A 26669-nucleotide genomic window follows, 5' to 3' on the forward strand; every position below is an offset into this window, starting at 1 on the left:
GCGATGGGACGTCTTTTCGGGATCGCCCTGCTGCTCATCGCGGCGGGGGTGTCTCTGGGCCTCTTTCTGACGCGCGCGACCCCGCTGGATGAGGCCGCGCTCGAGGGGCTGACCGGCGATCCTGTCGCTGGCGCTCAGGTGTTTCACGCCGCGGGCTGCGCGTCCTGTCACGCGGCCCCCGGCGCCAAGGGCGAGGATCGTCTGGTCCTCGCCGGGGGGCAGCGCTTCGCTTCGCCTTTCGGGACCTTCGTGGCGCCCAATATCTCGCCGGATCCCGAGGCCGGGATCGGCGGTTGGTCCGAGCTCGACTTCGCCTCGGCGGTGATGAGAGGCGTGTCGCCGGACGGCATGCATTATTTCCCGGCCTTCCCCTTCACGGCCTACGCTCTGATGGAGCGGCAGGACGTGGCGGACCTCTGGGCCTATATGGCCACGCTCCCCCCGAGCACCGCGCCCAGCGCGCCACACGAGCTTGGCTTTCCTTTCAATATCCGGCGCAGCGTGGCGGTCTGGAAACTGCTGAACGGGCCATCGGACTGGGTGCAGCCCGCCGGCGACACACCGCGCGGGCGCTACCTCGTGGAGGCTTTGGCCCATTGCGCCGAATGCCACACGCCCCGCGACAGCCTCGGACGTCTCGAAACGGCGCGTTGGATGGCCGGGGCCCCGAACCCGTCGGGTCAGGGCAAGATCCCGGGGATCACCCCGGCCCAGCTCGACTGGTCTGCCGGGGACATCGCCTACTATCTGGAAACCGGCTTCACCCCCGATTTCGACTCGGCTGGCGGGCATATGGCCTCTGTGATCACAAACATGGCGCAGCTGCCCGCCGAGGATCGCAACGCCATCGCCGCCTATGTGAAAGCTCTCCCTCCGGTAGAGTGACAGGGCTGCGAACCGGCGAAGCTTTGCCAAAAGATCCGCGCGCAGCCTTGTGCGCGGGCCTGGCACGCCCATGTGATGAAGAGCCCCCCCACATGCCTAAGGAACTCACATATGTCCGAGCAAACACCTGATCCCGCAAAGACCTCCTCCACGCAGGGCCAAGACCTGATGGCGAAACTCAAAGCCCCGATGACGGTCACGCTGCCCACATGGGCGTTCGGCGCGGCCGGTCTGGTCGGTTTCCTGTTGCTGATCGCCGCGCTCGATTGATCGAAACGCCCCGCTCGGACCCCGGGCGGGGCGCGTCGCTCAGAGCGGCATGAGCGCCCAGTAATCGAGGTCCAGCAGAACTCCCGGCAGATACTTGCCGTTCTCGCCCTTAAGTTCCCCGACCGAACCGTCTTTTGTCGCCACAAGGCGCAGCCGGATCGCCCCCACACCGGGCGCGGCGGTCTCGGCCTTGTCGAGAACCTCGGACCAGCACTTCACCGTATCCCCCGAGAAACAGGGGTTCGCATGGGCCCCGGCATTCAGCCCGACGACCATCTGCGCATTGGCCAGACCGTTGAAGCTGAGCGTGCGCGCCATGGAAATGACGTGACCGCCATAGATCAGCCGCTGACCATCGGGGCGGAAAGTGGCGTCGAAATGCACCTTGGCCGTGTTCTGCCACAGGCGGGTGGCCTGCATATGCTCGGCCTCTTCGATGGTCACCCCGTCCACATGGTCGATGATCTCGCCCACCTCGTAATCGCCCCAACGGTGCAGCTCCCCCGCGAGATCGAAATCATAGCCTGTGAAATCGAGCCCCTCGGGGATCACGAGATCCGCTGCCGGAACCGTCTTCGCGAGATCCGGGATCACCGTCTCGGGCGCGGGCGCGTCCGGGTTCGCTTTGCGCACCATCACCCAGCGGACATATTCCAGCACCGTCTCATCGCGCTGGTTCAACCCTTTGGTCCGGACATAGACCACGCCGGATTTACCGTTCGAGTTCTGTTTCAGCCCGATCACCTCGGAGACCGAGCGCAGCGTATCGCCCGGATAGACCGGCTTCAGAAACCGCCCCTCACCATAGCCCAGATTGGCCACCGCATTCAGCGAGACATCCGGCACGGTCTTGCCAAAGACGATGTGGAACGCCGCGAGATCGTCCAGCGGGCTCGCCGAGAGGCCGCTCGCCTGGGCAAACGCATCGGAAGAATAGAGCGCATGGCGTGCCGGATAGAGCATGTGGTAGAGCGCGCGCTCCCCACCGGAGACCGTCCGCGGCACCGCGTGGGTCAACACCTGACCCAGCGCATAGTCTTCGAAAAAGCGGCCCGCATTGGTTTTGGCCATCATTGGTCTCCTAGTTTCATCTCGGAACTGTAGGGGGTGTCGATCTCCTTGATGACCGCCTGACCGCAGCGCATGACGCCATGTGCGGCATCAAAGGCGTAGGTCGGATCACCATGGAGGTCCCAGCCCTTGGACAGCGCCTCCGAGACCTTGTGGCAGAAGGCCGAGGTGTCGTCCTCGGTCAGGAAGCGGTAGATCTTCATGGGCTCAGGCTCCGAAGGGCGAGACGCCGAGCCAGGCATGGATGCCCGCGATCAGCACGTAGAGCACCACTGTGATCACAGCGAGGCGGATGGTTGTCTTGGTGCCGGCCTTCTCCGGAGCGGTCCAGCTCGGCTCCGCCTTGTTGATCAGGATGACCGAGCCCACGGCCCAGCCCAGAAGCCCGCCAAAGAGCAGGATCGATGCGAGATCCCCATTCACCAGCAGATGCGCAAAAGCCCAGATCTTGACCGCCAGAAGCTGCGGATGCCGGGTCCGGTAGGCAGGCCAGGCCTTGGCGCCCTTGGCCGCGCTGGACCCGTACACCCAGAGGGCCAGCAACATCAGCGCGTTGTTGACGTGGGTCAGGAACGCCGGCGGATACCAGACGGAGATGAACTCCGCCCCCCGATAGCCGAAGATCATCAGCACGAGCGCGGCCACGATCGCGACAGCGACCACCCCCCGGCCCATATCGCCCATGGCAGCGCGCTGCTCGGGCATCAAACGCTTGAAATAATGGGCGCTCGTCCAGAGGACGAGACCGGCGATCAGAAGGACAAAGGACATGGCTTACTCCGCGGCGATGGCTTGGATTGCCTCCGCTTTTGCCAGAAGTTGCCGCGCGGTGGCAACGTGAAGGTTCTCGACGATCTTGCCATCGACAACGGCCACGCCCTGCCCGCTCGCCTCGGCCTCTTCAAAGGCGATGATCTGCCGATTTGCCAGGTCCAGTTCAGCCTCCGAGGGGGCGAAGGCGCTGTTGGCCACGGCGATCTGTGCGGGATGGATCAGCGTCTTGCCGTCAAAGCCCATATCCCGGCCCTGATCGCATTCGGCCTTGAGACCGGCTTCATCCTTGAACGCATTATACACGCCGTCGACCGCGACCAGACCGTAAGCCCGCGCCGCCAGCAGGCACAGACCGAGCCCCGTCTGCATGGGCAGGCGGTCGGCGCGGAAGCGGCTGTCGAGTTCCTTGGCCAGATCGTTGGTCCCCATCACGAACCCCGCCATGCGCGGCGCTGCGGCAATCTCGGCCGCGTTCAACATCCCCAGCGGGGTCTCCATCATGGTCCAGATCGTCGTCTCGGCGGTTTCGGGGCGCGCATCGAGCTTCGCGGCGAGCGCTTCGACATCCGCGGCGCTGTTCACCTTGGGCAGCAGGACCGCCTCGGGCTTGGCGGCGGCCACCACATCGAGATCGGCCAGCCCCCACTCGGTGTCAAACCCGTTCAAACGCACGATTTTTGCCCGCGCGCCGTAGTCTTTCTCGGCGAGGGTCTCGGCCAGGAGATGCCGGGCATTCTCCTTCTCCTCGACGGCCACGGCATCCTCGAGATCGAAGATGATCGCATCCACGGGCAGGGTCTGGGCCTTTTCGAGCGCGCGGGCCTTGGAGGCGGGAATATACAGAACAGAACGGTAAGGGCGCGCACGGTGATCCATGATTCTCTCCAATGACAAACTTGGCGGAAAGAACCCCAGAGAGAGAAATTTTGCAAGAAAGTTTCTTCTGCGCCGCAGAAATGCAGAAAGGTCAATAGCTTGGACATAATTGCTGCAGGTGCGAAAAGGTCGCACGCTGCATTAACACGTTTTGAGGTATTCTATGGGCACGATAGCTCTATGCGTCGGACTTTGGAGGGATGCGCAATCCGCCCAGGATTGCACGACATAAGCGGGTAGTCCGGCATGGCTTAACCACTAAAACGGGTCTCGGGTTTTCCGGGGCACGGAAGGAAAGGTAGACCCATGAAGACCCAATTGAAGACGCTGTCCCTTGGCCTGATGACGACCCTGGTTCTCTCCGGCGCAGCACTGGCACAAGCCGCCCCCTCCCCGTGTGCTGAACGTGACAAGGTCGTGAGCCGACTGACCTCCAATTATGGCGAAACGGTTCGGAGCATGGGGCTCGGCGCGAATAACGGCGTGATGGAGGTGTTTGCCTCCGACGAAACCGGCACCTGGACGATCACGGTCACCATGCCGAACGGCCAGACCTGCCTGATCGCCTCTGGCCAAGCCTTCGAAGGCGCCGCCGTGATGGCCAAGATCGCCCCGGGCGACGACGTCTGAGCCGACATCCCGCGCCGCGGTGCAGCGGCGCGACTGGCCTGTTCACCCTGTAAGTATGCCCTGCGCTGCAGCGTTTTCTGCGGCGCAGCCCACCCTCCGGGTCCAGACTCCCGCCTCCCTGCCCTTGGGAATCGCCCGTTTCGGCCTGTTTTCAGGACCAATCGGCGCTTTTGTATGCAACGGCACACAGACTGCGCGATGGGTCGCACCTGAGCCCTTGATCAGATAATCACCAGTTTTCCGACTCTTAGCCGCGCAAGACCGCGCGGTACGGGCGTTGGGGCGTTCCGCCGCGCGGCACTTCCCTTGTAAGGCCATGCTGCAGCCGCTAGGCACGCAGCGAAGATCAACGAAAGCCGGAGACTTATCCATGGCCCGACCCAAGATCGCCCTCATCGGCGCTGGTCAGATCGGTGGCACCCTTGCCCACCTCGTCGCACTCAAGGAACTCGGAGATGTCGTTTTGTTCGATATCTCGGATGGCATCCCGCAGGGCAAGGCGCTCGACATCGCCGAGAGCGGTCCGGTCGAAGGTTTCGACGCCGCGCTGAAAGGCACCACCGACTACGCGGATATCGCAGGCGCAGATGTCTGCATCGTGACCGCCGGTGTGCCGCGCAAGCCGGGCATGTCCCGCGACGACTTGCTGGGCATCAACCTCAAGGTCATGAAATCTGTGGGCGAAGGCATTGCCGCGAACGCGCCCGACGCCTTCGTGATCTGCATCACCAACCCGCTCGACGCGATGGTCTGGGCGCTGCAGCAGTTTTCGGGCCTTCCGAAAGAGAAAGTCGTCGGCATGGCCGGCGTTCTCGACGCAGCCCGCTTCCGCCACTTCCTGTCAGTGGAATTCGACGTGTCCATGAAAGACGTCACCGCCTTCGTTCTGGGCGGCCATGGCGACACCATGGTGCCGCTGACCCGCTATTCCACCGTGGCGGGTATCCCGCTCCCGGATCTGGTGAGCATGGGCTGGACCAGCCAGGAGAAGCTCGACGCGATCGTGCAGCGCACCCGTGACGGTGGCGCCGAGATCGTCGGCCTGTTGAAAACCGGCTCGGCCTTCTACGCCCCTGCCGCCTCGGCCGTCGAGATGGCAGAAGCCTATCTCAAGGACCAGAAGCGTCTTCTGCCCTGCGCCGCCTATTGCGACGGCGAGTTCGGTCTCGAGAAGATGTATGTGGGCGTGCCCACCGTGATCGGCGCCAATGGCATCGAAAAGGTCGTGGACATCAAGCTCAGCAAGGACGAGCAGGTCATGTTCGACAACTCCGTCAACGCCGTCAAAGGCCTGATGGAAGCCTGCAAGGGCATCGACGACAGCCTGTCCTGATCGCGCAGCGCATTCAGACACCGGGCGACGCATGATCCCATGCGTCGCCTTTTTCATGCCCGCGGCCCATGCCGGGGCCGTTTGGTACAAGGGCCTGACGACGGGCCCCGAATCGCCAACAGCCTTCCATCTGCTTAATGGATTTTAATTTGTGATCACACTTTTTCAGGGTGTGATCACAAATGTCGAAAAAAGACCCTATGCGGCGAAATGGCGTTTTGCCCCCCTACCTGCCTGTGCAACACCCGAGGAAATACAAGCAGAACGGGACAGTTTCATGAACATTCATGAGTACCAGGCGAAAGCCCTCCTTCGCAGCTACGGCGCTCCGGTATCGGATGGTCGTGTGGTCTTGAAGGCCGAAGATGCCAAGACCGCCGCAGGCGAAATGGATGGGCCGCTTTGGGTGGTCAAGGCGCAGATCCACGCCGGTGGACGCGGCAAAGGCTCCTTCAAGGAAGCCGATGCCGGTGAAAAGGGCGGTGTCCGTCTCGCCAAATCCGTCGAAGAAGCCGCCGAAGAAGCCAAGAAAATGCTGGGCCGCACGCTGGTGACCCACCAGACCGGCCCGGTGGGCAAGACCGTCAACCGGATCTATATCGAAGACGGCTCCGGCATCGAGACCGAGCTTTACCTCGCGCTGCTCGTGGACCGTGGCACCTCGCGGATCTCCTTCGTCTGCTCCACCGAGGGCGGCATGGATATCGAAGAAGTCGCGGCCTCCACCCCGGAGAAAATCCTCTCCTTCGCCGTCGATCCGGCCACGGGCTACCAAGCCTATCACGGTCGCCGCATCGCCTTCGCGCTCGGTCTGACCGGCGCGCAGGTCAAGCAATGCGTCAAGCTCATGGGCCAGCTCTACAAGTGCTTCGTCGAGAAGGACATGGAGATGCTCGAGATCAACCCGCTGATCGTGACCGATGGCGGCGATCTGAAATGCCTCGACGCCAAGATGGGCTTTGACGGCAACGCGGTCTACCGCCACCCGGACATCGCCGAGCTGCGCGACGAGACCGAGGAGGACCCCAAGGAGCTTGCCGCGTCCAAGTATGACCTGAATTACATCGCGCTGGACGGCGAGATTGGCTGCATGGTCAACGGTGCGGGCCTCGCCATGGCGACGATGGATATCATCAAGCTCTACGGCTCCGAGCCTGCGAACTTCCTCGATGTGGGCGGTGGCGCCACCAAAGAGAAAGTGACCGAAGCCTTCAAGATCATCACGTCCGACCCGCAGGTCAAAGGCATCCTCGTGAACATCTTCGGTGGCATCATGCGCTGCGATGTGATCGCCGAGGGCGTTGTGGCCGCGGTCAAGGAAGTGGGCCTGCAGGTGCCGCTGGTCGTCCGTCTCGAAGGGACGAATGTCGAGCAGGGCAAGGAGATCATTAACACCTCCGGCCTTAACGTCATCGCCGCCGAGAACCTCAAGGACGGCGCCGAGAAGATCGTGGCAGCCGTCAAGGGCTGACCCAGTTGACCGCCGCGCGCCCGCCTGGGGCGCGTGGCACCCCCGCTGCGAGACGGACCACGTCCGATGATGATCCACGCCTCTGATTTCTCTGCCGAGACGCATGCTTGCGGCCTGCTGGCCACGTGCCATGCGACCCGCGCCGCGCGTTTTGCACCGGCCCGGTCGCATCGCGGGGCAATCGGGGATGCGCGGGAGCTCGTACTGCAACACCGTTCGTCCGGCGACGGGCTGAGGACGTGAACATGCGCCTGTCGTCTCTCCTCTTTCCTCTTTCGGCGATGATTTCCGGCATGATTTTTGCCGCCCCGCAGATCCCTGCGCGCACGCTCACCTTTGAGGATGCCGCCCGGATCAACCTGCAGGAGGCCGCCGAGATCTGCTTTGCCCCCGTGGCCAGCAATGACGAGATCATCGAAGGGTTCCGGGCCGCCGGGTTCATCGAGACCGTGCGCAACGACCCGCGCAACACCGGCAAGACCTACACTTTCAGCGCCCCGTCCGAGACCGTGGTGGCCGAGGTCTATTCCGGCGACAGGCCGGACCGTTGCGCCGTGGCGACCCGCGCCGTGGGCGTGCAGGAGGCCTCGGCGATCCTCGACGCGCTCGTGCCCGGTTTCTACCCCGAGTTCATCCGCAAGCTGACGCGCGGCGGGCTCTCGGTCGTCACGGGCGAGCAGATCAGCTGCGTGAATTTCGAGGACCCCGACAATCCGATCGGGCGCTATTTCAGCACCCGCAGCGCCCTCACCGATGCCTGTGTCGATGACGGCACGAGCATCCTGTTTTCCGCCTATCGCTCATGAGGACCTGCCGATGATCCGCATGCCCTCCGCGACCCGCGCATATCAGGCTCTCTCCCGGAGCCAGACCCGCACGATCACGCGACACCCGATGTCGCGACCAATGAAATAAACGACCCGAAGGACACCCAATGGCCGTACTTATCGACGAAAACACCAAAGTCATCTGCCAGGGCTTCACCGGCAGCCAAGGCACCTTCCACTCCGAGCAGGCCATTGCCTATGGGACGAAGATGGTCGGCGGCGTCACCCCCGGCAAAGGCGGGATGACCCATCTCGACCTGCCTGTGTTCAACTCGGTCCATGAGGCCAAGCATGTCACCGAGGCCAATGCGACCGTGATCTACGTGCCGCCGCCCTTCGCCGCGGATTCGATCCTCGAGGCGATCGACGCCGAGATGGAAGTGATCGTCTGCATCACCGAAGGCATCCCGGTGCTCGACATGATGAAGGTCAAGCGCGCGCTCGAGGGGTCCTCCTCGCGGCTGATCGGCCCGAACTGCCCCGGTGTGATCACGCCGGATGCCTGCAAGATCGGCATCATGCCCGGCCATATCCACAAGCGCGGCTCCGTGGGCGTTGTGTCCCGCTCCGGCACGCTGACCTATGAGGCGGTCAAGCAGACCACCGATGTGGGCCTCGGCCAGTCGACCTGCGTCGGCATCGGCGGCGACCCGATCAAAGGGACCGAGCATCTCGACGTGCTCGAGTGGTTCCTCGCGGATGACGAGACCGAGAGCATCATCATGATCGGCGAAATCGGTGGGTCCGCCGAAGAGGAAGCCGCCCAGTTCCTCGCCGACGAGAAGAAGAAGGGCCGCTGGAAGCCGACCGCAGGCTTCATCGCAGGCCGCACCGCCCCTCCGGGCCGTCGCATGGGCCATGCCGGTGCGATCGTCGCAGGCGGCAAAGGTGGTGCCGAAGACAAGATCGAAGCCATGCAGAGCGCAGGCATCGTGGTGGCCGAAAGCCCCGCGGGTCTGGGCGAAGCGGTTCTCAAGGCCATCGAGAACGGCTGATACAGCAAGTTCAGGTCCCGGCGGAGCGCCGCAGAGCGCGCCGGGGCCTGCACCGTCCAACACTCTTCGAGGGGGGATCCCATGACCGACCAAAGCCCGAACGATGTTTTTCATGCCTCCTCGTTTATGCAGGGGCACAATGCCGAGTATCTCGAGCAGCTCTATGCCCAGTATGCCAACGACCCCAATGCGGTCGATGCGGCCTGGGCCGAGTTCTTTCGCGCGCTTGGGGATGCCGAACTGGATGTGAAGGCCGAGGCGGCAGGTCCGTCCTGGGCGCGCGGTGACTGGCCGCCCGCCCCGAGCGATGATCTCACCGGTGCGCTGACCGGCGAATGGCCCGCCCCGGCCCCGACCGAGGTCAAGGCCGCCGGCAAGAAGATCGCCGCCAAGGCCGCCGACAAGGGTGTCGAGGTCACCGACGAGCAGATCAAGCGCGCCGTGCTCGACAGTATCCGCGCCCTGATGATCATCCGCGCCTACCGGATCCGGGGCCACCTCGTGGCCGATCTCGATCCGCTGAAGATGCGCAACCAGACGCCCCATCCGGAGCTGGATCCCAAGACCTACGGCTTTGCCGAGGCAGATATGGATCGCCCGATCTTCATCGACAACGTGCTGGGCCTGCAGATCGCCTCCATGCGCCAGATCATCGAGATCGTGAAGCGCACCTATTGCGGCACCTTCGCTCTGCAATACATGCACATCTCCAACCCCGAAGAGGCCGCCTTCCTGAAAGAGCGGATCGAGGGTCTGGGCAAAGAGGTGCAGTTCACCCGCGAGGGCCGCAAGGCCATCCTGAACAAGCTGGTCGAGGCCGAGGGCTTCGAGAAGTTCCTCCATGTGAAATACATGGGCACCAAGCGCTTCGGCCTCGACGGCGGCGAATCCCTCGTCCCGGCCATGGAGCAGATCATCAAGCGCGGCGGCAATCTGGGCGTCAAGGAGATCATCATCGGCATGCCCCACCGGGGCCGTCTGTCGGTGCTGGCCAATGTGATGTCCAAGCCCTATCGCGCGATCTTCAACGAATTCCAGGGCGGCTCGTTCAAACCCGAGGATGTGGATGGCTCCGGCGATGTGAAATACCACCTCGGTGCCTCGGCGGACCGGGAGTTCGACGGCAATTCCGTGCACCTGTCGCTGACTGCCAACCCCTCGCATCTCGAGGCGGTGAACCCGGTGGTTCTGGGCAAGGCCCGGGCCAAGCAGGACCAGCTGGGCGATGTGGATCGCACGGCCTGCCTGCCGATCCTGCTGCACGGGGATGCGGCCTTTGCTGGCCAAGGCGTCGTGGCCGAGTGCTTTGCGCTATCGGGCCTGCGCGGTCATAAGACCGGTGGCACGATCCACATCGTGGTGAACAACCAGATCGGCTTCACCACGGCACCCCATTTCAGCCGCTCCAGCCCCTATCCCACGGATAACGCGCTGGTGGTCGAGGCCCCGATCTTCCATGTGAATGGCGACGATCCGGAGGCAGTGGTGCATGCCGCCAAGGTGGCCACCGAGTTCCGCCAGAAGTTCCACAAGGACGTGGTGCTCGACATCTTCTGCTATCGCCGCTTCGGGCATAACGAGGGCGATGAGCCCATGTTCACCAACCCGATCATGTACAAGGCGATCAAGAAGCAGAAGACCACGCTGCAGCTCTACACCGAGCGGCTGGTCAAGGACGGACTGATCCCCGAGGGCGAGATCGAGGACATGAAGGCCTCGTTCCAGGCCCATCTCAACGAAGAGTTCGAGGCCGGCAAGGAATACAAGCCGAACAAGGCCGATTGGCTCGACGGGCGCTGGTCCCATCTGCAGACCGACAAGGAAGATTACCAGCGCGGCCAGACCGCCATCAAACCCGAAACGATGGCCGAGGTTGGGGCCGCTCTGAGCCGGGCGCCGGAGGGCTTCCCGCTGCACAAGACGGTCGGGCGACTTCTGGAGACCAAGGCCAAGATGTTCGAAAGCGGCGAGGGCTTTGACTGGGCCACCGCCGAGGCGCTGGCATTCGGCTCGCTGCTCACCGAGGGGTACCCGGTGCGGCTGGCCGGTCAGGACAGTACGCGCGGGACCTTCTCGCAGCGTCACTCCGGCCTCGTGAACCAGGAAACCGAAGAGCGCTACTATCCGCTCAACAACATCCGCGAGGGTCAGTCGCGCTACGAGGTGATCGACAGCGCATTGAGCGAGTACGCGGTGCTCGGCTTCGAATATGGCTACTCGCTGGCAGAGCCGAACGCGCTGACCATGTGGGAAGCCCAGTTCGGCGACTTCGCCAATGGCGCGCAGATCATGTTCGACCAGTTCATCAGTTCGGGCGAGCGGAAATGGCTGCGGATGTCCGGTCTGGTCATGCTGCTGCCGCACGGGTTCGAGGGCCAGGGGCCGGAGCACTCTTCGGCACGGCTCGAGCGGTTCCTGCAGATGTCCGCCGAGGACAACTGGATCGTGGCCAACTGCACGACCCCGGCGAACTACTTCCACATCCTGCGTCGCCAGCTGCACCGGACTTTCCGCAAGCCGCTGGTCCTGATGACGCCGAAATCGCTCTTGCGGCACAAGCTCGCGGTGTCAACCGCCGCCGAGTTCACCACAGGATCGAGCTTCCACCGGGTGCTCTGGGATGACGCCCAGCAAGGCAATTCCGACACGCAGCTGGTCTCGGATGACAAGATCAAGCGGGTCGTGATCTGCTCGGGCAAGGTCTATTACGACCTGCTCGAAGAGCGGGACGCGCGCGGCATCGACGATGTCTACCTGCTGCGTCTGGAACAGTTCTATCCCTTCCCCGCCCTGGCGATGATGAAGGAGCTGGAGCGGTTCAAGGGCGCCGAGATCGTCTGGTGTCAGGAAGAGCCTAAGAACCAGGGCGGCTGGACCTTCGTCGAGCCGAATATCGAATGGGTGCTGAGCCGGATCGGCTCCAAGCACAGCCGTCCGGTCTATGCCGGGCGCTCGGCCTCGGCCTCGCCGGCAACCGGCCTCGCCAGCATGCACAAAGCACAACAAGCCGCGCTCGTGAACGAAGCGCTTACGATTGAGGGATAAGAATATGTCTGTAGAAGTCCGCGTCCCCACGCTGGGGGAAAGCGTCACCGAAGCGACGGTCGCCACCTGGTTCAAGAAGCCCGGGGATGCTGTTGCAGTCGACGAAATGCTCTGCGAGCTGGAAACCGACAAAGTGACCGTGGAAGTGCCCTCTCCTGCCGCCGGCACCTTGGCCGAGATCGTGGCCGAAGAAGGCACGACCGTCGGGGTCGACGCCCTGCTGGCCTCGATCGGTGAAGGCGCCGGTGCGGCCCCCGCCGAAGCGCCCGCTGCCGCGGCAGAGGCCGAGGCGCCAGCCGCTGGCGGAGGCGAGAGCGTGGATGTGATGGTTCCGACCCTGGGCGAAAGCGTCACCGAAGCCACGGTATCGACCTGGTTCAAGAAGGTCGGGGACACCGTCGCGCAGGACGAGATGCTCTGCGAGCTGGAGACTGACAAGGTTTCGGTCGAGGTGCCCTCCCCCGCTGCCGGCGTTCTGTCCGAGATCGTGGCCGCCGAAGGCACCACGGTCGACGCGACGGCCAAGCTGGCCGTGATCGGAGGGGCCGGCGCGGTCGCGGCACCTGCGGCACCGGCTCCCGCGCCGGCGGCGCCCACCGCCTCCGGCAAGGATGTCGAGGACGCGCCCTCGGCCAAAAAGCTGATGGCAGAAAACAACCTGTCCTCTGGCGATGTTCAGGGCACGGGCCGCGATGGCCGCGTCATGAAAGGCGATGTGCTCGCCGCCATGGCCGCACCCAAAGCCGCGGCCCCGGCCCCCGCCGCAGCCCCCCGCGCGCCCGTTGCCGCCGATGATGTTGCCCGCGAAGAGCGGGTGAAGATGACGCGTCTGCGTCAGACCATCGCCAAGCGCCTGAAGGACAGCCAGAACACCGCCGCCATGCTCACCACCTATAACGAGGTGGACATGACCGAGACCATGGCACTGCGGAAGGAATACAAGGACCTCTTCGAGAAGAAGCACGGCGTGCGCCTCGGCTTCATGTCCTTCTTCACCAAGGCCTGCTGCCACGCCCTGAAAGAGGTTCCTGAAGTCAACGCCGAGATCGATGGCACGGACATCGTCTACAAGAACTTCGTCCATATGGGCATCGCCGCTGGCACGCCCACGGGCCTCGTGGTGCCCGTGATCCGCGACGCGGACCGGATGAGTTTTGCCGAGATCGAAGGCGCCATCGCCGAGAAGGGCAAGCGCGCACGGGACGGGAAGCTGTCCATGGCGGAGATGCAGGGCGGAACCTTCACGATCTCCAACGGCGGTGTCTACGGCTCGCTCATGTCCTCGCCGATCCTGAACCCTCCGCAATCGGGCATCCTCGGCATGCACAAGATCCAGGACCGCCCGATGGTCATCAATGGCGAGATCAAGATCCGCCCGATGATGTACCTCGCGCTCAGCTACGACCACCGGATTGTGGACGGCAAGGGCGCCGTGACCTTCCTCGTGCGCGTCAAGGAAGCGTTGGAAGATCCGCGACGTCTGTTGATGGACCTGTAAGAAACCAAGCCCCGGCGTTTCGCCGGGGCAGCCTCGAACCCTTTGGGACGCTCGCATGTCGCTGACCCTGACAGCATTGAGGTGGATGATCGCTCTGGCGATTTTTGCGCTGGCTGTCCGCGTTTTCGCGGCCTCCTTTCGTGAGGCGACGGCGGCTCAAGTCACCATTTCAACAGCAAACGTCGCCATTCTTTGGGGCTTCTTGGTTGCGCTCAAAAGACCAGTAAAGTGGGTTGCCTATGTCGCGCTACCGCTGAGCATCTTGGATGTGTTCAGAGCTATGTCCGGTGGCTTCGTCCCAAAAAACGCACTGAACATGGTCGATGCGATTTTCTCGTTTGTCGCCGCATGTGGTCTGGTGATCTGGATGGGTGAACAACGAAAGGTTTCTGTCCGATGACCCCCGAACTCACCGTCCTGGCCCTCGCGGGCTTGCTTCAAGTTGTTCAGTTCGTTCTGTACTCCGTTACAGCGAACCTTCAGGTTGGGCCCCAAAAGGCCATGTCTCCCCGCGACGAGCCGATCCATCTGACCGGGATCGCGGGGCGATTTCAGCGCGCGATGAACAACCATTTCGAAGGGCTTGTCCTCTTCACCATCGCGGTGGTCGTGGTCACGCTCGGCGAGCAATCCACGCCCTTCACCGCCCTCTGCGCCCATACTTACCTGATCGCACGGATCCTCTATATCCCGGCCTATGCGCAGGGCCTTGCCCCGTGGCGCTCGGTGATCTGGTTTGTCGGCTTTGCCGCCACTGTCGCGATGCTTCTGGCGGCGCTCTTATGATTTCATTGTTCCCGAAATACTCCGGGGGAGTCGCATCGCGACGGGGGCAGCGCCCCCCCGACCCCGCCCGCCCCATGAAAGGACCTCTCCATGGCAAGCTATGACGTTATCATCATCGGTTCAGGCCCCGGCGGCTATGTCTGCGCCATCCGTTGCGCGCAGCTCGGCCTGAAAACCGCCTGCGTCGAAGGGCGCGAAACTCTGGGGGGTACCTGCCTGAATGTGGGCTGCATCCCGTCCAAGGCGCTGCTCCATGCCTCCCACCAGCTGCACGAGGCAGAGCATAACTTTGCCAAGATGGGCCTAAAGGTCGCGCCCAAGGTCGACTGGAAACAGATGCTCACCTACAAGGACGATGTGATCGGCCAGAACACCAAGGGCGTCGAATTCCTGTTCAAGAAGAACAAGATCGACTGGCTCAAGGGCTGGGGCTCGATCCCCGAGGCTGGCAAGGTCAAGGTCGGCGACGAGGTCCATGAGGCCAAGCACATCATCATCGCCTCGGGCTCCGAGGCGGCCTCGATCCCGGGCGCCGAGGTGACCATCGACGAGAAGGTCGTCGTGACCTCCACCGGTGCGCTTGAACTGGGCAAAATCCCCAAGCGGATGGTCGTGGTCGGCGGCGGCGTGATCGGGCTGGAGCTCGGATCCGTCTATGCGCGCCTCGGCACCGAAGTGTCGGTCATCGAGTTCATGGATGGCATCACCCCGGGTCAGGACATGGAAGTGGCGCGCCAGTTCCAGAAGATCCTGACCAAGCAGGGGCTGAAATTCATCTTGGGCGCTGCCGTGCAGAAAGTGACGGCCACCAAGACCAAGGCGACCGTCACCTACAAGCTGCGCAAGGATGACAGCGAGGAGAGCCTCGAAGCGGATGTGGTGCTCGTCTCCACGGGTCGCAAGCCCTACACTGCGGGGCTGGGCCTCGACGCGGTCGGCGTGCAGATGACCGATCGCGGCCAGATCGCCACCGATGGCAGCTACCGCACCAGCGTGGCGGGCATCTATGCGATTGGCGATGTGATCGATGGCCCGATGCTCGCGCACAAGGCCGAGGATGAAGGCATGGCCGTCGCCGAAATGATCGCCGGTCAGCACCCCCATGTGAACTATGATGTCATCCCGGGCGTGATCTACACCCATCCCGAGGTCGGCAGCGTCGGCAAGACCGAAGAGCAGCTCAAAGCCGAAGGCGTGGAGTACAAGGTCGGCAAGTTTTCCTTCATGGGGAACGGGCGGGCGAAGGCGAATTTCGCCGCCGAGGGCTTTGTCAAGCTGCTGGCGGATGCCAAGACGGATCGGATCCTCGGGGCCCATGTGATCGGTCCCATGGCAGGCGATCTGATCCACGAGGTTTGCGTGGCCATGGAATTTGGGGCCGCAGCCGAGGATCTGGCCCGGACCTGCCACGCGCATCCCACCTATTCCGAGGCCATGCGCGAGGCCGCCCTTGCCTGTGGCGACGGGGCGATCCACGCCTGAGCGATGCGAAAAACGACTAAAGACAAAGCCCCGCGCCATGGCGCGGGGCTTTGGATTTCTGGCCTCCGGCGGGGATATTTCCGGACTTAAGTCAGACCCGCTCAGACCGACAGGCAGATATACTTCATTTCGAGATACTCCTCGATCCCATGATGGGAGCCTTCGCGCCCCAGACCGGATTGCTTGATCCCACCAAAGGGCGCGCTCTCGGTCGAGATGATGCCCGTATTCACGCCGACAATGCCGTATTCCAGCGCTTCGGACACCCGGGTGATCCGGCCGATGTCACGGGCGTAGAAATAGCCAGCGAGACCGAAGATCGTGTCATTGGCCATGGCGATGGCCTCCGCATCGGTCTCGAACCGGAAAAGCGGGGCGACCGGGCCAAAGGTCTCTTCCTGCGCGACCTTCATCTCCTGGGTGACCCCGGTGACCACGGTCGGCGTGAAGAATGTGCCGCCCAGCGGGTGCGGCTCGCCTCCGGTGATCACGTCACCACCCTTGGCACGCAGATCGTCCAGATGGTCCTGCACCTTTTCCACAGCGGGCATGTTGATGAGCGGCCCGATGGTCACCCCTTCCTCAAAGCCATCCCCAACCTGCAGCGCCTCGACCGCCTTGGCCAGCTTCTCGGCAAAAGCGTCATACACGCCATCCTGCACGTAAATCCGGTTCGCACAGACACAGGTTTGCCCGGCATTGCGGAACTTGCAGGCCATGGCGCCCACGACCGCCGCATCCAGATCCGCATCATCAAACACGATGAAGGGCGCATTGCCCCCGAGTTCCATGGAGCATTTCTTCACCTGATCCGCCGCCTGCGCGAGCAGGATCCGCCCGACCTGGGTCGAGCCGGTGAAGGTCAGCTTGCGCACCGTATGGTTCTCGCAGAACTCCTTGCCGATGGCGGCGGAGTCGTTGCTCGGCACCACGGCAAAGAGCCCTGCCGGGATGCCCGCGCGCTCTGCCAGAACCGCGAGTGCCAGCGCCGAGAGCGGCGTGTCCTCTGCGGGCTTCGAGATGAACGCACAGCCCGCCGCCAGCGCGGGGGCGGCCTTGCGGGTGATCATCGCCACGGGGAAATTCCAGGGCGTGATGGCCCCCACCACCCCTACGGGCTGCTTGATCACCTGGATCCGCGCATCGGGCAGATGGGCCGGGATGGTCTCGCCATAGATCCGCTTGGCCTCTTCGGCGAACCACTCGACGAAAGAGGCGCCATAGCCGATCTCGCCCTTGGCCTCGGCCAGGGGCTTGCCCATTTCGGCTGTCAGGATCCGCGCCAGATCCTCGGTATTCTCGGTGATCAGGTCGAACCAACGGCGCAGCACGTTGGCGCGGTCCTTGGCCGTGCGCGCGGCCCAAGCCCTTTGCACCGCATCCGCGGCGGCGATGGCACGGGCGGTCTCGGCGCGGCCGAGATCGGCCACCTCGGCGATCAGATCGCCCCGGGCCGGGTTGCGCACGGGGAATGTTGCGCCATTGTCGGCCTCGATCCAGTCGCCGCCAATATAGGCGCGCGTTTCCAGCAATGTCGCATCGCTGAGCTGCCCGCGCAGATCGGTCACGGTATCAAGCATTCTGGACCCTCCCTCGTCACTTGTGCCAGATCAAGAGCTAGCCGCGCGACGCGGTAAGGACAAGAGCGAGGAGCAGAGCCGATGGATTGGAACGCCGCTTATGACAATGCCGGGTTCATCCCCGAGGCCGCCGGATATCTGACCCGCTGGCCGGCGGAGGCGGCGGCGTTTCGGGAGACGGCGCAGGCGCGGCTGGACATCCCCTATGGCGATGAACCGCGCGAGGCGTTCGACCTGTTCCTGCCCGAGGGGGCGCCGGAGGGGCTCGTCGTGTTCGTCCATGGCGGCTACTGGCGGCGGTTTGACCGGACGGACTGGTCGCATTTCGCCGCCGGTTCCCTTGCGCGGGGCTGGGCCGTGGCCATGCCGAGCTATCCGCTCTGCCCCGTGGTGACGATCCCCGAAATCACCGAGTGCACGCGGCGCGCGATCGAAGCGGCGGCGGCGGAGATCCCGGGGCCGATCCGCCTCACCGGGCATTCGGCGGGCGGGCATCTGGTCGCGCGCATGCCTGCCGCGGGCCTTGCGCCCGAGGTGCTGGCGCGGGTCGCGCGGATCCTGCCGATCTCGCCGGTGAGCGATCTGCGGCCTTTGCTGAAGATCGATCTGGTCGAGACTCTGCGGCTGACACCGGAGAGCGCCGCAGCCGAGAGCCCGCGCCTCGCGCCTGCGCCGGGCATCCCCGTGGATGTCTGGGTCGGGGCCGAGGAGCGTCCGGTGTTTCTCGATCAGGCACGCTGGCTGGCCGAGGCCTGGGGCGCGCACCATCACGTGGCCACGGGTCGGCACCATTTCGACGTGATCGATGATCTGCGCGTGCCGGACAGCCCCCTCGTGGCCGCGCTATTGGCCTAGTCGCTCTGCTCGACCCAGCAGGGCAGCACATCCTCGGGCGCTGGTCGCGCCGCATGAACGCCCCGGGCAATGGCGCGCGCCAGACAAAGCGAGGCTGCGTGCCCCAAAAGCAGCGGGTCGGACACCCGCGTGCCCAGCGAGGCCGCAAAGACCAGATCCCCGTCCATGGGCGTGTGCGAGGGCACGAGCGCACGGGCCATCCCGTCATGGGCCGCCACCGCCATGCGCGTCGCCTGAGCCTGGGACAGCGCGGCATCCGTGGCCACGATGGCGATGGTCGTCGCGGTCCGCGCCACGCCCTTGACCGGCGGCAGGGCGGTCGGATCCGCAGCGCCCGCCCCAAGCCCGCCGAATTCATCCCCAATCTCGAAAGGTGCCGCCCAGAAGTGACGGCTGCCGGGGATCGTCGCCGAGCCCAGCGCATTCACCGCCACCAGCGCCCCGACCGTCGCTCCATCGGGCAGCACCAGCGAGGCCGACCCGAGCCCGCCCTTGAGCGTCGCCGTCAGAGCCCCGGTCCCGGCCCCGACGCTGCCGAGGGCAAACTCCGGCGCGGCGGCCTCCAGCGCCTCGCGCCCGAGCCAGTTATAGGGGTTCATCATCCAGTCCTTGTCGCCGCCATTGAGCAGATCGAACAGGATCGCGGCGGGCACGATCGGCACGCGCTGTCCCCCGACATCGAACCCCCGCCCCTTGGCGCGCAGGGCATCCGCCACGCCCGAGGCCGCATCGAGCCCGAGGGCCGATCCGCCGGACAGGACCAGCGCATCCACCTGCTCCACCGTCTTGTCGGGGGCGAGCAGGTCTGTCTCGCGCGTGCCGGGCGCGCCGCCCATGACATGCAGCCCGGCGACGAACGGCGCGGCGGCTGTCACTACCGTGACACCGGATTTCAGCCCGTCATCCTCGGCATTGCCCACCAGAAGCCCCGGAACATCCGTGATCAGGTTGCGCGCGCCCGGGCGCAGGGCCCCCGCACTCATGCCCGCCTCAGGGTGCCTTGGGCAAAGCCCAGCGGGGTGAGGCGCGCGCTGCCCGGAAAGACGCCCGCATCGGGCATCAAGAGCACCAGCGTGTCGTCTTCATCCAGCGCCACCAGCAGTCGCGTCACCGTCTCGGGCGGAAAGAACCCTTCGAGCCGCTTGCGGATCCCGCGATCCTGCAGCACCTCGATCTGGTCGAAATCGAGATTGGGCGCCTCGTCGAGCAGATGCGCAAAGACCAGCGGCTGGCTTTCGAACGTACCGGCAAACACCGCGATATCCGCGGGCAGGTCCTGCGGCGCGCTCATATGCAGCGCCCGCCATCGACTTCCATGGCGACCCCGGTGATCATGCTGGCCTCATCCGAGCAGAGGAAGGCCGCCGCATTGCCCAGATCCTCGGGCTGCGAGAAGCGGCCCAGCGGGATGGTCGACAGGAACTTTGCCCGCATCTCAGGCGTGTCCTCGCCCATGAAAGAGGCCAGCAGCGGCGTCTCCCCGGCCACGGGGTTGAGCGCGTTGACCCGGATGCCATGGGGGGCCAGCTCGACCGCCATGGCCTTGGTCGCCGTGATCATCCAGCCCTTGGAGGCGTTGTACCAGTTCAGGTTCGGACGCGGGCTGACACCGGCGGTTGAGGCGATGTTGAGGATCGCGCCCGCCCCCCGCGCCTTCATGCCGGGCACGAAATGCCGCGCGGTCAGGTAGACGGATTTCGCGTTCACCGCGAGCACCCGGTCGAACTCGGCTTCGGTCACCTCTTCCATGGGTTTCGGCAGATGGGTGATGCCCGCATTGTTCACGAAGATATCCGGCGCGGGATGGGCTGCGGCCAGTGCGGCGACACTGGCCCCATCGGCTACGTCCACCTCGGCGGCGATACCCCCGAATTCCGCAGCCACGTCGCGCGCCGCCTGCAGATTGATATCCGCCACGATCACCGCAGCCCCCTCGGCCGCGAACTTCCGGACGATCCCGGCCCCGAAGCCGGAGCCTCCGCCGGTGACGATTGCGGTTTTTTCGGCCAAACGCATACTGGTCCCTCCCCTTGGGACCAAGGTGCTCAGGAACCCGCGACCGCGCAAGCCGAAACGCAAAACGGGCGCGCAAATGCACGCCCGTTCGGTGTCGTCTGGTCAGCCGTCAGGCGGCGACGGTGCCTTCCACGGCCTGCGCCGTGCGGCCGGAGCCGATGGCGATCCGGCGCGGTTTGAGGGCTTCGGGCACCTCGCGCTTGAGATCGATGTCGAGCATGCCGTTCACGAGGCTCGCCCCGGTCACACGGACATGGTCGGCCAGATGGAAGCGGCGCTCGAAGGCGCGGGTGGCGATGCCACGGTGGAGATAGCTGCGCTCAGCCTCATCCTCGGGCTTCTTGGCGGTCACGACGAGAGCGTTCTCGCGCACCTCGATGCTCAGATCATCTTCGCCAAAGCCAGCGGCCGCGATCGAGATGCGATACGCATCCGCGTCGGTCTTTTCGATGTTGAACGGGGGGTAGCTCGGCTGGTTGCCGGCATCGGTCCGCATGACCCGGTCCACGAGATCGGCGAAGTGGTCAAAGCCGACGGTGGCGCGGTAGAGCGGGGACATATCAATAGATCGCATGGTCATCCTCCTGGAGCGATGTGCGTGGTTCAGGCCCCCCATCCGGGGCGACCCTGGTTGAAACACCGGACCCGATTGGCGTCCGATGACATTGATCTGGGGATGTGGATTTGGGCTTTCAAGAGGGGTGCTGCGCCTCAAGGGCGCAGAAATTTCGCCCCAGCCCCCTGCATGGCGCGGTCCCGGGTCAGGGTGCGGACCTTGGGGGCCTCGCGCTTGAAGACCCCGTCGGTCTCGGCCAGATGCCCGCGCAGATCCTCGACCGCCGTCTCGACCTTGACCGCCAGGGCCACGCGCTCCTGCTTGTAGAGCGATTTGGCCGAGATCACCGACACCACCCGCGGCACCCCGTTGAGCCAGGCCAGCACCGGCGCTCCGGAGGAGCCGAAATCCACATCGCAGGACAGGACCTGCACCGTGTCCTCGCGCTCCAGCACACGGCAGGACGACTGCAGCGAGGGCACCTCCTCCCGGTCGCGGGCATAGGAGACCAGCGCCACCTCGTTAAGCCAGCGCGGGGTCTGGTCCACCACCAGCGGCGTGATGTTGGACTGCCGGATCGGCTGGGCCAGCTCGAGGATGGCCAGATCCGTGGCCACACGGTGCAAGGTGTCGGGTTCACCGAAGATGTAATCAGGATGCACCGCCGCGCGGCGGATGCTGCGATAGGCCGCCGCCCGCCCGTTGCGCAGCCCGGGCTTGAAGGTAATGTCCTGAGCCCGCACCCGCTCGCCGCTCTGCTTGTCATAGAGGCAATGGGCCGCCGTCAGCACGAGATCCATGCTCACCAGCGTGCCGGTGCAAAACCCCGTCCCGCCGATATCGAGCCGCCCGACTGCCTGATAGGCGCGCACGGCATCCGCCGTTTCCAGCGCCTCAAGCGGTTCGTCGGCCCGGGCGGTCCCGCCCAGAGCCACCAACAGGGCCAGACCACAGGCCTTCAGAAGTAATGCCACACCAAACTCCGTCCTCGACCGACACAGGGTGGACCCACCCTAACGCCGGTTTAGGGCGGAATTCAGGCAGCCTCCGCCGCGGTCAGGGCCCGCGGCTTGGGCCCCCCGGTCGCCCAATCGATCAGCTCGACCGTATGCACGATCGGGACCTGCGTGCCAGAGCCGATCTGCATCATGCAGCCGATATTGCCTGCGGCGATCAGATCCGGCGCCTTGGCCTCGAGCGTCTCGACCTTGCGCGCCTTGAGCTGGCCCGAGATCTCGGGCTGCATCAGGTTATAGGTCCCCGCCGAGCCACAACAGAGATGGCTGTTCTCCGGCTCGACCACCTTGAACCCGACCCGGCGCAGCAGGTCCTTGGGATAGGTCTTGATCTGCTGGCCATGCTGCAGCGAACAGGCCGCGTGATACGCCACCGTCAGCCCCTGGCTGAATTTCTCATGCTCGGGCACCTCGAGACTGATCAGAACTTCGGAGATGTCCTTGGCGATCCCGGCCACGGCCTCGGCTTCGGCGGCCAGCGGTTCATTGCGGAACATATGCCCGTAATCCTTGACCGTGGTGCCACAGCCCGAAGTGTTGATGACAATCGCATCGAGCCCCTCGCCCTGCATCTCGCGGTGCCAGGCCCGGATGTTATGGGCCGCCGTGGCATGGCTCTCGGCGGTCTTGCCCATATGATGCGTCAGCGCCCCGCAGCAGCCCTGCCCCTCGGCGATCACCACCTCGCACCCCAGCCGCCGCAGCACCCGGATGGTCGCATCATTGATATCGGTGTTCAGCGCCTTCTGGGCACAGCCCGTCATGAGCGCGACGCGCTTCTTGCGCGGCCCAATGGCCGGAAAGACCTGCGGGTCGTCATTGCGGCTGACCGGCGGGATGGTCTTGGGCGCCATCTCCAGCATGGCGCGCAACCGGGCATCGGGGACAAACCGCTTGAAGGGTTTGGCGATCTTCGCGCCCAGCATCGCCACCCGGAACCGCATCGGATAGGGCAGGATCCGCGCCAGAGTCCAGCGCAGGACGCGCTCGGTCAGGGGCCGCTTGTAGGTCTCTTCGATATACTCGCGCGCATGATCCACCAGATGCATGTAATTCACCCCCGAAGGGCAAGTGGTCATGCAGGCCAGACAGCTCAGACAGCGATCCACATGCTTGACGGTCTTCTCATCCGCCGGGCGCCCGGTCTCGAGCATGTCCTTGATCAGATAGATCCGCCCGCGCGGGCTGTCGAGCTCATCGCCCAGCACCTGATAGGTCGGGCAGGTCGCCGTACAGAACCCGCAATGGACACAATTGCGCAGGATGCCGTTGGAATGGGCCGTGGCCGGATCCTCGAGCTGCTCGGGGGTGAAATTGGTTTGCATGGTGTTTTCCCTGCTCTGCGGTCAGGCCATCAGGCCGGGGTTGAGGATGCCCTTGGGGTCGAACTGCGCCCGCAGGCGGGTCTGGATCGCCGCAAGCGGGGCCGGTTCGGGCTGGAACACGGGCCGTGCCGCCCGGGTCTCCTCCCGGGCCCGGATCAGGGTCGCATGACCGTGGAACGGCTCCGCCCGAGCCGCAAGCTTGGCGCGCAGGTCGAGCCCGTCCGGCACCCGCGCCCAGATCAGCCCCCCGCCCCAATCGTAGTAAACCGACCCGCCAAGACCCGAGATCAGCGTACCCAGCGCCGGCCCGTCCGAAGGCTTGACCGAAATCCGCCAGATATCGCCCTCGGACCCGCTGAGCGGGGCGACGTCCCGCACACCCTGCCAGAGCGCCGGTCCATCGCCTGACAGAGTAACCTCGCCATGACTCCCCAACAGCGCGCGCAGCTTGTCGCTGCGATAGCGCACCGAAGCCTCGAACCCCTCGATCCGCACGCAGGTTTCCGGCCCCGACGCTCCAGCAGGCAGATGCGCCGCGCCGGTCACCTCGTAAGGCGCGCCCAGCGCCGCCGACAAGGCCGCAACTGCGGCCGCGTCGGACAAGCCATGCACCACCAGCGTCGCCTCGGTCTCGGGCTGGGGCAGCACCTTGAAACTCACCTCGGTCAACACCCCGAGCGTGCCATAGCTGCCCGCCATGAGCTTCACGAGATCATAGCCCGTGACATTCTTCATGACGCGCCCACCATTCTTGATGACCTCGCCCTCGCCCGAGACAAAGCGCACCCCGATCAGACTGTCGCGGCAGGCCCCGGCCTGGATCCGGCGTGGGCCGGAGATATTTCCGGCAACCACGCCACCAATCGTCGGCGCGCCCTCTTGTCCAAAGAGCCCCCGGTGATCCATGGGCTCAAAGGGCAGGCGCTGACGCTCTGCCGCCAGAGCCGCCTCGATCTCGGCCACCGGCGTGCCCGCCTGCGCCACGACCGTCAGCGCGCCCGGCTCATAAAGCCCGATCCCCGACAGCGCGGCAGTGGACAGAACCTCCCCCGCCACGGGTTTCCCGATGGGCCGTGTCCCGCCCCCGCGCACGCGCAAGGGTGCCTCTGCAGCCGCAATCATTCCGGCCAATTCGGTCTCGCTCGTCGGTGCCAGCATGGGCCCGCCCCCTCATTGTTCTTGAAATACTCCGGGGTGAGGCGCGCATGCGCCGAGGGGCAGCGCCCCTTCCCCCTGCGGATCTCAGGCTGCGGCGTCCGGCTTCACGCGCCGCGCCTCGGTCACGTCCAGCGGAAACACCTTGGATGGGTTCAGCAACCAGGCCGGGTCGAACACGTCCTTGACCCGCAGCTGCATCTCCATATCCGACCCGGTAAACTGGGTGTTCATCAGATCGCGCTTCTCAATCCCGACCCCGTGCTCCCCGGTCAGACAGCCGCCCACCTCGACGCAGAGCTTCAGGATCTCGGCCCCAAACGCCTCGCAGAGCTCCAGATCCCCCTCCTTGTTCGCATCAAAGAGGATCAGCGGATGCATGTTCCCATCCCCCGCATGAAACACATTGCCGACCTTCAGCCCGAACTCCTCGGACATCTCGCCGATCCGGCGCAGCACATAAGGCAACTCCGAGACCGGGATGGTCCCGTCGAGACACATGTAGTCGTTGAGCTGCCCGATCGCGCCAAAGGCCGATTTCCGCCCCAGCCAGATCTTGGCGCTCTCTTCAGGCGACTGGCTCTGGCGCAACTCCACCGGGTTATGCTTGCGCGCGATCTGCAGGATGACGCCCAACTGCTCATCGATCTCCGCCTGCGAGCCCTCGACCTCGACGATCAACAGCGCTTCGCAATCGGGATAGCCCGCCTTGGCGAAGTTTTCCGACGTCTCGATGCAGAGCTTGTCCATGAACTCGATCGCCACGGGCAAGACGCCCGCCTTGATGATGTCGGCGACACAGGCCCCGGCCACCTCGTTATCGTCAAAGGCAATCAGCGCCGGGCGCGCGCCCTCGGGCTTGCGCAGGATCCGCAGGGTCGCCTCGGTGACAACCCCCAATTGCCCCTCGGAGCCGCAGATCACCCCAAGCAGGTCGAGCCCGCCTGCATCCAGATGCGCGCCGCCGATCTCGACCACGGTGCCATCCATCAGGACCATGGTCACACCCAGCAGGTTGTTCGTCGTCACCCCGTATTTCAGGCAATGGGCCCCGCCGGAATTCATGGCGATATTGCCCGCAATCGCACAGGCCAGCTGCGAGGACGGGTCCGGCGCATAGAAGAAATCCTCTTCCTCGACGGCCCCGGTCACGCTCAGATTGGTGCGCCCGGATTGCACGCGGATGATCCGGTTCTCGTAATCGGTCTCGAGAACCTGGTTCAGCTTGGCCACCCCGAGGATCACGCTATCTGCCGTGGGCAGTGCCCCGCCCGCCAGCGAGGTGCCCGAGCCGCGTGGCACCACGGGCACGCCCTCCGCTTGGCAGATCTTGAGCACGGCCGCGACCTCTTCGGTCGTGGCAGGCAGAACGGCCGCGAGGGGCGGGCATTTATAGGCGGTGAGCGCGTCGCATTCATAGGCGCGCGTCTCATGGGGCTCGTGGATGACGGCGTCGGTCGGCAGAACCTCCTGCAAGAGCGCGACGATCCGGCTCTTCTTGGCCAGCACAGCCGCATCCGGCGTTGGCATCTCCATCGGATTTCCTCCTGATCGACGGGGCTCGCACCCAATTGGTAATAATTTATAACCAATTTACGTGATCCGGCAAGGTGTTTCTCATCTGATGCCCCAAAACGCAAACCGCGCGGAGGGGACCCCGCGCGGCTCGGCTCTCGTGATCCCCGCGGCACGCGCGCCGCGGGACAATCAATTCAAGGGCTTACTCGGCTGTGGCCGCCTCGACCAGACCGCTGAGCATGGCGCTCATCCCGGCCTGGGCTTTCGCGGGCATCTCCAGCCCATGGCGCGCCATCACCGTCTCGGCCAGCCATTCACCGGAGTTATAGGCCACAAAGACCTCCCCTTCGCCGGTTTCATAGACAAGAGCGCGCAGGGGCAGATCGATGGCCAGTGTCGGCGCCTTCAGGAACATCGGCGTGCCCGCCTTGGGCACCCCGAAATAGAGAACCGTCGCCGCAGGCATCTGCAGATCAACGCCTGCTGCGGCCGCCTGATGGTCGATCTTGGCCAGCAGGGTCAGGTTCCGCCTCGCCATTTCGGCTTCGAGCTTGGCGATGGTCTCGGCGGAGGAATGGGCGCTCGGAACGGTGACGGGCGCGATGTCATCGGCCAGAGCGGGCCCGCCGAACCAGGCAAGGCAGAGGATCACGAGGGCGCGAATGGTCATGGGTCAGGTCTCCTTCAGGACTGTCTCTGAACCGA

The 26669-nt window shown here is 64.7% G+C and carries 27 protein-coding genes; 13 read left to right on the forward strand and 14 right to left on the reverse strand.

All coding sequences use genetic code 11. The features are described 5' to 3' along the window. Nucleotides 1-3 precede the first annotated feature (3 nt). A complete protein-coding gene (locus ACP15I_RS13810) occupies nucleotides 4-885 on the forward strand; it encodes a c-type cytochrome (protein ID WP_424975540.1) in 882 nt (293 codons plus the stop codon). Nucleotides 886-996: 111 nt separating this feature from the next. Further along, nucleotides 997-1155 carry a hypothetical protein gene (locus tag ACP15I_RS13815; protein WP_424975541.1) on the forward strand — a complete coding sequence of 53 codons (159 nt, stop codon included), beginning with the start codon at nucleotides 997-999 and terminating at the stop codon, nucleotides 1153-1155. 39 nt (nucleotides 1156-1194) lie between these two features. Here ACP15I_RS13815 and ACP15I_RS13820 read toward each other — a convergent pair whose 3' ends face one another. From ACP15I_RS13820 to ACP15I_RS13835, 4 genes are read right to left on the reverse strand one after another with little or no spacing between them, the layout of a single operon-like run. Beyond that, the gene (locus tag ACP15I_RS13820; RefSeq protein ID WP_424975542.1) at nucleotides 1195-2226 is read right to left on the reverse strand and encodes a MaoC family dehydratase; all 1032 of its coding nucleotides are present in this window, start codon (nucleotides 2224-2226) and stop codon (nucleotides 1195-1197) included. After that, a complete protein-coding gene (locus tag ACP15I_RS13825) occupies nucleotides 2226-2429 on the reverse strand; it encodes a DUF1737 domain-containing protein (RefSeq protein WP_424975543.1) in 204 nt (67 codons plus the stop codon). Before ACP15I_RS13825 ends, ACP15I_RS13820 begins: the two co-directional genes overlap by 1 nt. 4 nt (nucleotides 2430-2433) lie before the next feature. Continuing rightward, nucleotides 2434-2997 (reverse strand): NnrU family protein, encoded by a 564-nt coding sequence (locus ACP15I_RS13830; protein ID WP_424965117.1) that lies wholly within the window; start codon nucleotides 2995-2997, stop codon nucleotides 2434-2436. Between the two features lie 3 nt (nucleotides 2998-3000). After that, nucleotides 3001-3876: an HpcH/HpaI aldolase/citrate lyase family protein gene (locus ACP15I_RS13835; protein WP_424975544.1), complete on the reverse strand. Its 876-nt coding sequence runs from the start codon at nucleotides 3874-3876 to the stop codon at nucleotides 3001-3003. Nucleotides 3877-4182: 306 nt separating this feature from the next. Between ACP15I_RS13835 and ACP15I_RS13840 the strand changes: the two genes are divergently transcribed. The 10 genes from ACP15I_RS13840 (at nucleotide 4183) to lpdA (ending at nucleotide 15943) form a co-directional block, all read left to right on the forward strand. Next, nucleotides 4183-4506 carry a hypothetical protein gene (locus tag ACP15I_RS13840; RefSeq protein WP_424965119.1) on the forward strand — a complete coding sequence of 108 codons (324 nt, stop codon included), beginning with the start codon at nucleotides 4183-4185 and terminating at the stop codon, nucleotides 4504-4506. Between the two features lie 370 nt (nucleotides 4507-4876). After that, complete coding sequence (gene mdh / locus ACP15I_RS13845; RefSeq protein ID WP_424965120.1) at nucleotides 4877-5839, forward strand: malate dehydrogenase; 963 nt, start codon at nucleotides 4877-4879, stop codon at nucleotides 5837-5839. A 277-nt stretch (nucleotides 5840-6116) separates the two neighbouring features. Beyond that, nucleotides 6117-7310 carry an ADP-forming succinate--CoA ligase subunit beta gene (gene sucC / locus ACP15I_RS13850; RefSeq protein WP_424965121.1) on the forward strand — a complete coding sequence of 398 codons (1194 nt, stop codon included), beginning with the start codon at nucleotides 6117-6119 and terminating at the stop codon, nucleotides 7308-7310. A gap of 245 nt (nucleotides 7311-7555) precedes the next feature. Next, nucleotides 7556-8116 (forward strand): hypothetical protein, encoded by a 561-nt coding sequence (locus ACP15I_RS13855; RefSeq protein WP_424975545.1) that lies wholly within the window; start codon nucleotides 7556-7558, stop codon nucleotides 8114-8116. A 128-nt stretch (nucleotides 8117-8244) separates the two neighbouring features. Continuing rightward, a complete protein-coding gene (gene sucD, locus ACP15I_RS13860; protein ID WP_424965123.1) occupies nucleotides 8245-9132 on the forward strand; it encodes a succinate--CoA ligase subunit alpha in 888 nt (295 codons plus the stop codon). Between the two features lie 81 nt (nucleotides 9133-9213). Beyond that, complete coding sequence (locus ACP15I_RS13865; protein WP_424965124.1) at nucleotides 9214-12177, forward strand: 2-oxoglutarate dehydrogenase E1 component; 2964 nt, start codon at nucleotides 9214-9216, stop codon at nucleotides 12175-12177. A gap of 4 nt (nucleotides 12178-12181) precedes the next feature. Beyond that, nucleotides 12182-13675, forward strand: a complete 1494-nt coding sequence (gene odhB / locus ACP15I_RS13870) for a 2-oxoglutarate dehydrogenase complex dihydrolipoyllysine-residue succinyltransferase (protein ID WP_424975546.1) — start codon at nucleotides 12182-12184, stop codon at nucleotides 13673-13675. Nucleotides 13676-13730: 55 nt separating this feature from the next. Next, entirely contained in the window at nucleotides 13731-14075 is a 345-nt protein-coding gene (locus tag ACP15I_RS13875) for a hypothetical protein (RefSeq protein WP_424975547.1), read from the forward strand. Further along, the gene (locus ACP15I_RS13880) at nucleotides 14072-14461 is read left to right on the forward strand and encodes an MAPEG family protein (RefSeq protein WP_424975548.1); all 390 of its coding nucleotides are present in this window, start codon (nucleotides 14072-14074) and stop codon (nucleotides 14459-14461) included. The genes ACP15I_RS13875 and ACP15I_RS13880 overlap by 4 nt, the downstream gene beginning before the upstream one ends. Before the next feature lie 90 nt (nucleotides 14462-14551). Next, the gene (gene lpdA, locus ACP15I_RS13885; RefSeq protein WP_424975549.1) at nucleotides 14552-15943 is read left to right on the forward strand and encodes a dihydrolipoyl dehydrogenase; all 1392 of its coding nucleotides are present in this window, start codon (nucleotides 14552-14554) and stop codon (nucleotides 15941-15943) included. A gap of 101 nt (nucleotides 15944-16044) precedes the next feature. On the opposite strand, the gene ACP15I_RS13890 is transcribed toward lpdA, so the two are convergent. Continuing rightward, nucleotides 16045-17523, reverse strand: a complete 1479-nt coding sequence (locus ACP15I_RS13890) for an NAD-dependent succinate-semialdehyde dehydrogenase (protein WP_424975550.1) — start codon at nucleotides 17521-17523, stop codon at nucleotides 16045-16047. A gap of 81 nt (nucleotides 17524-17604) precedes the next feature. Between ACP15I_RS13890 and ACP15I_RS13895 the strand changes: the two genes are divergently transcribed. Then, complete coding sequence (locus ACP15I_RS13895) at nucleotides 17605-18378, forward strand: alpha/beta hydrolase (protein WP_424975551.1); 774 nt, start codon at nucleotides 17605-17607, stop codon at nucleotides 18376-18378. Here ACP15I_RS13895 and ACP15I_RS13900 read toward each other — a convergent pair. The 9 genes from ACP15I_RS13900 to ACP15I_RS13940 form a co-directional block, all read right to left on the reverse strand. Continuing rightward, nucleotides 18375-19361 (reverse strand): P1 family peptidase, encoded by a 987-nt coding sequence (locus ACP15I_RS13900; protein WP_424975552.1) that lies wholly within the window; start codon nucleotides 19359-19361, stop codon nucleotides 18375-18377. The two genes, ACP15I_RS13895 and ACP15I_RS13900, sit on opposite strands and share 4 nt — an antisense overlap. Next, nucleotides 19358-19669 carry a hypothetical protein gene (locus ACP15I_RS13905; RefSeq protein ID WP_424965132.1) on the reverse strand — a complete coding sequence of 104 codons (312 nt, stop codon included), beginning with the start codon at nucleotides 19667-19669 and terminating at the stop codon, nucleotides 19358-19360. Before ACP15I_RS13905 ends, ACP15I_RS13900 begins: the two co-directional genes overlap by 4 nt. Next, nucleotides 19666-20394, reverse strand: coding sequence for a glucose 1-dehydrogenase (locus ACP15I_RS13910; protein WP_424975553.1), 729 nt, complete (start codon nucleotides 20392-20394; stop codon nucleotides 19666-19668). The genes ACP15I_RS13905 and ACP15I_RS13910 overlap by 4 nt, the downstream gene beginning before the upstream one ends. Nucleotides 20395-20503: 109 nt before the next feature. After that, entirely contained in the window at nucleotides 20504-20968 is a 465-nt protein-coding gene (locus tag ACP15I_RS13915) for an Hsp20 family protein (RefSeq protein ID WP_424975554.1), read from the reverse strand. A gap of 137 nt (nucleotides 20969-21105) precedes the next feature. Next, nucleotides 21106-21924 carry a trypsin-like serine peptidase gene (locus ACP15I_RS13920; protein ID WP_424975555.1) on the reverse strand — a complete coding sequence of 273 codons (819 nt, stop codon included), beginning with the start codon at nucleotides 21922-21924 and terminating at the stop codon, nucleotides 21106-21108. A 62-nt stretch (nucleotides 21925-21986) separates the two neighbouring features. Then, a complete protein-coding gene (gene glcF / locus ACP15I_RS13925) occupies nucleotides 21987-23291 on the reverse strand; it encodes a glycolate oxidase subunit GlcF (RefSeq protein ID WP_424975556.1) in 1305 nt (434 codons plus the stop codon). Nucleotides 23292-23312: 21 nt separating this feature from the next. Further along, complete coding sequence (locus ACP15I_RS13930) at nucleotides 23313-24449, reverse strand: FAD-binding protein (protein WP_424975557.1); 1137 nt, start codon at nucleotides 24447-24449, stop codon at nucleotides 23313-23315. A gap of 84 nt (nucleotides 24450-24533) precedes the next feature. Continuing rightward, nucleotides 24534-25982: an FAD-linked oxidase C-terminal domain-containing protein gene (locus ACP15I_RS13935; RefSeq protein WP_424975558.1), complete on the reverse strand. Its 1449-nt coding sequence runs from the start codon at nucleotides 25980-25982 to the stop codon at nucleotides 24534-24536. Nucleotides 25983-26166: 184 nt separating this feature from the next. Further along, the gene (locus ACP15I_RS13940) at nucleotides 26167-26634 is read right to left on the reverse strand and encodes a DUF302 domain-containing protein (RefSeq protein WP_424975559.1); all 468 of its coding nucleotides are present in this window, start codon (nucleotides 26632-26634) and stop codon (nucleotides 26167-26169) included. Between the last annotated feature and the right edge of the window lie 35 nt (nucleotides 26635-26669).

The organism is Dinoroseobacter sp. S124A (assembly GCF_049801015.1).
Classification (GTDB): domain Bacteria; phylum Pseudomonadota; class Alphaproteobacteria; order Rhodobacterales; family Rhodobacteraceae; genus Dinoroseobacter.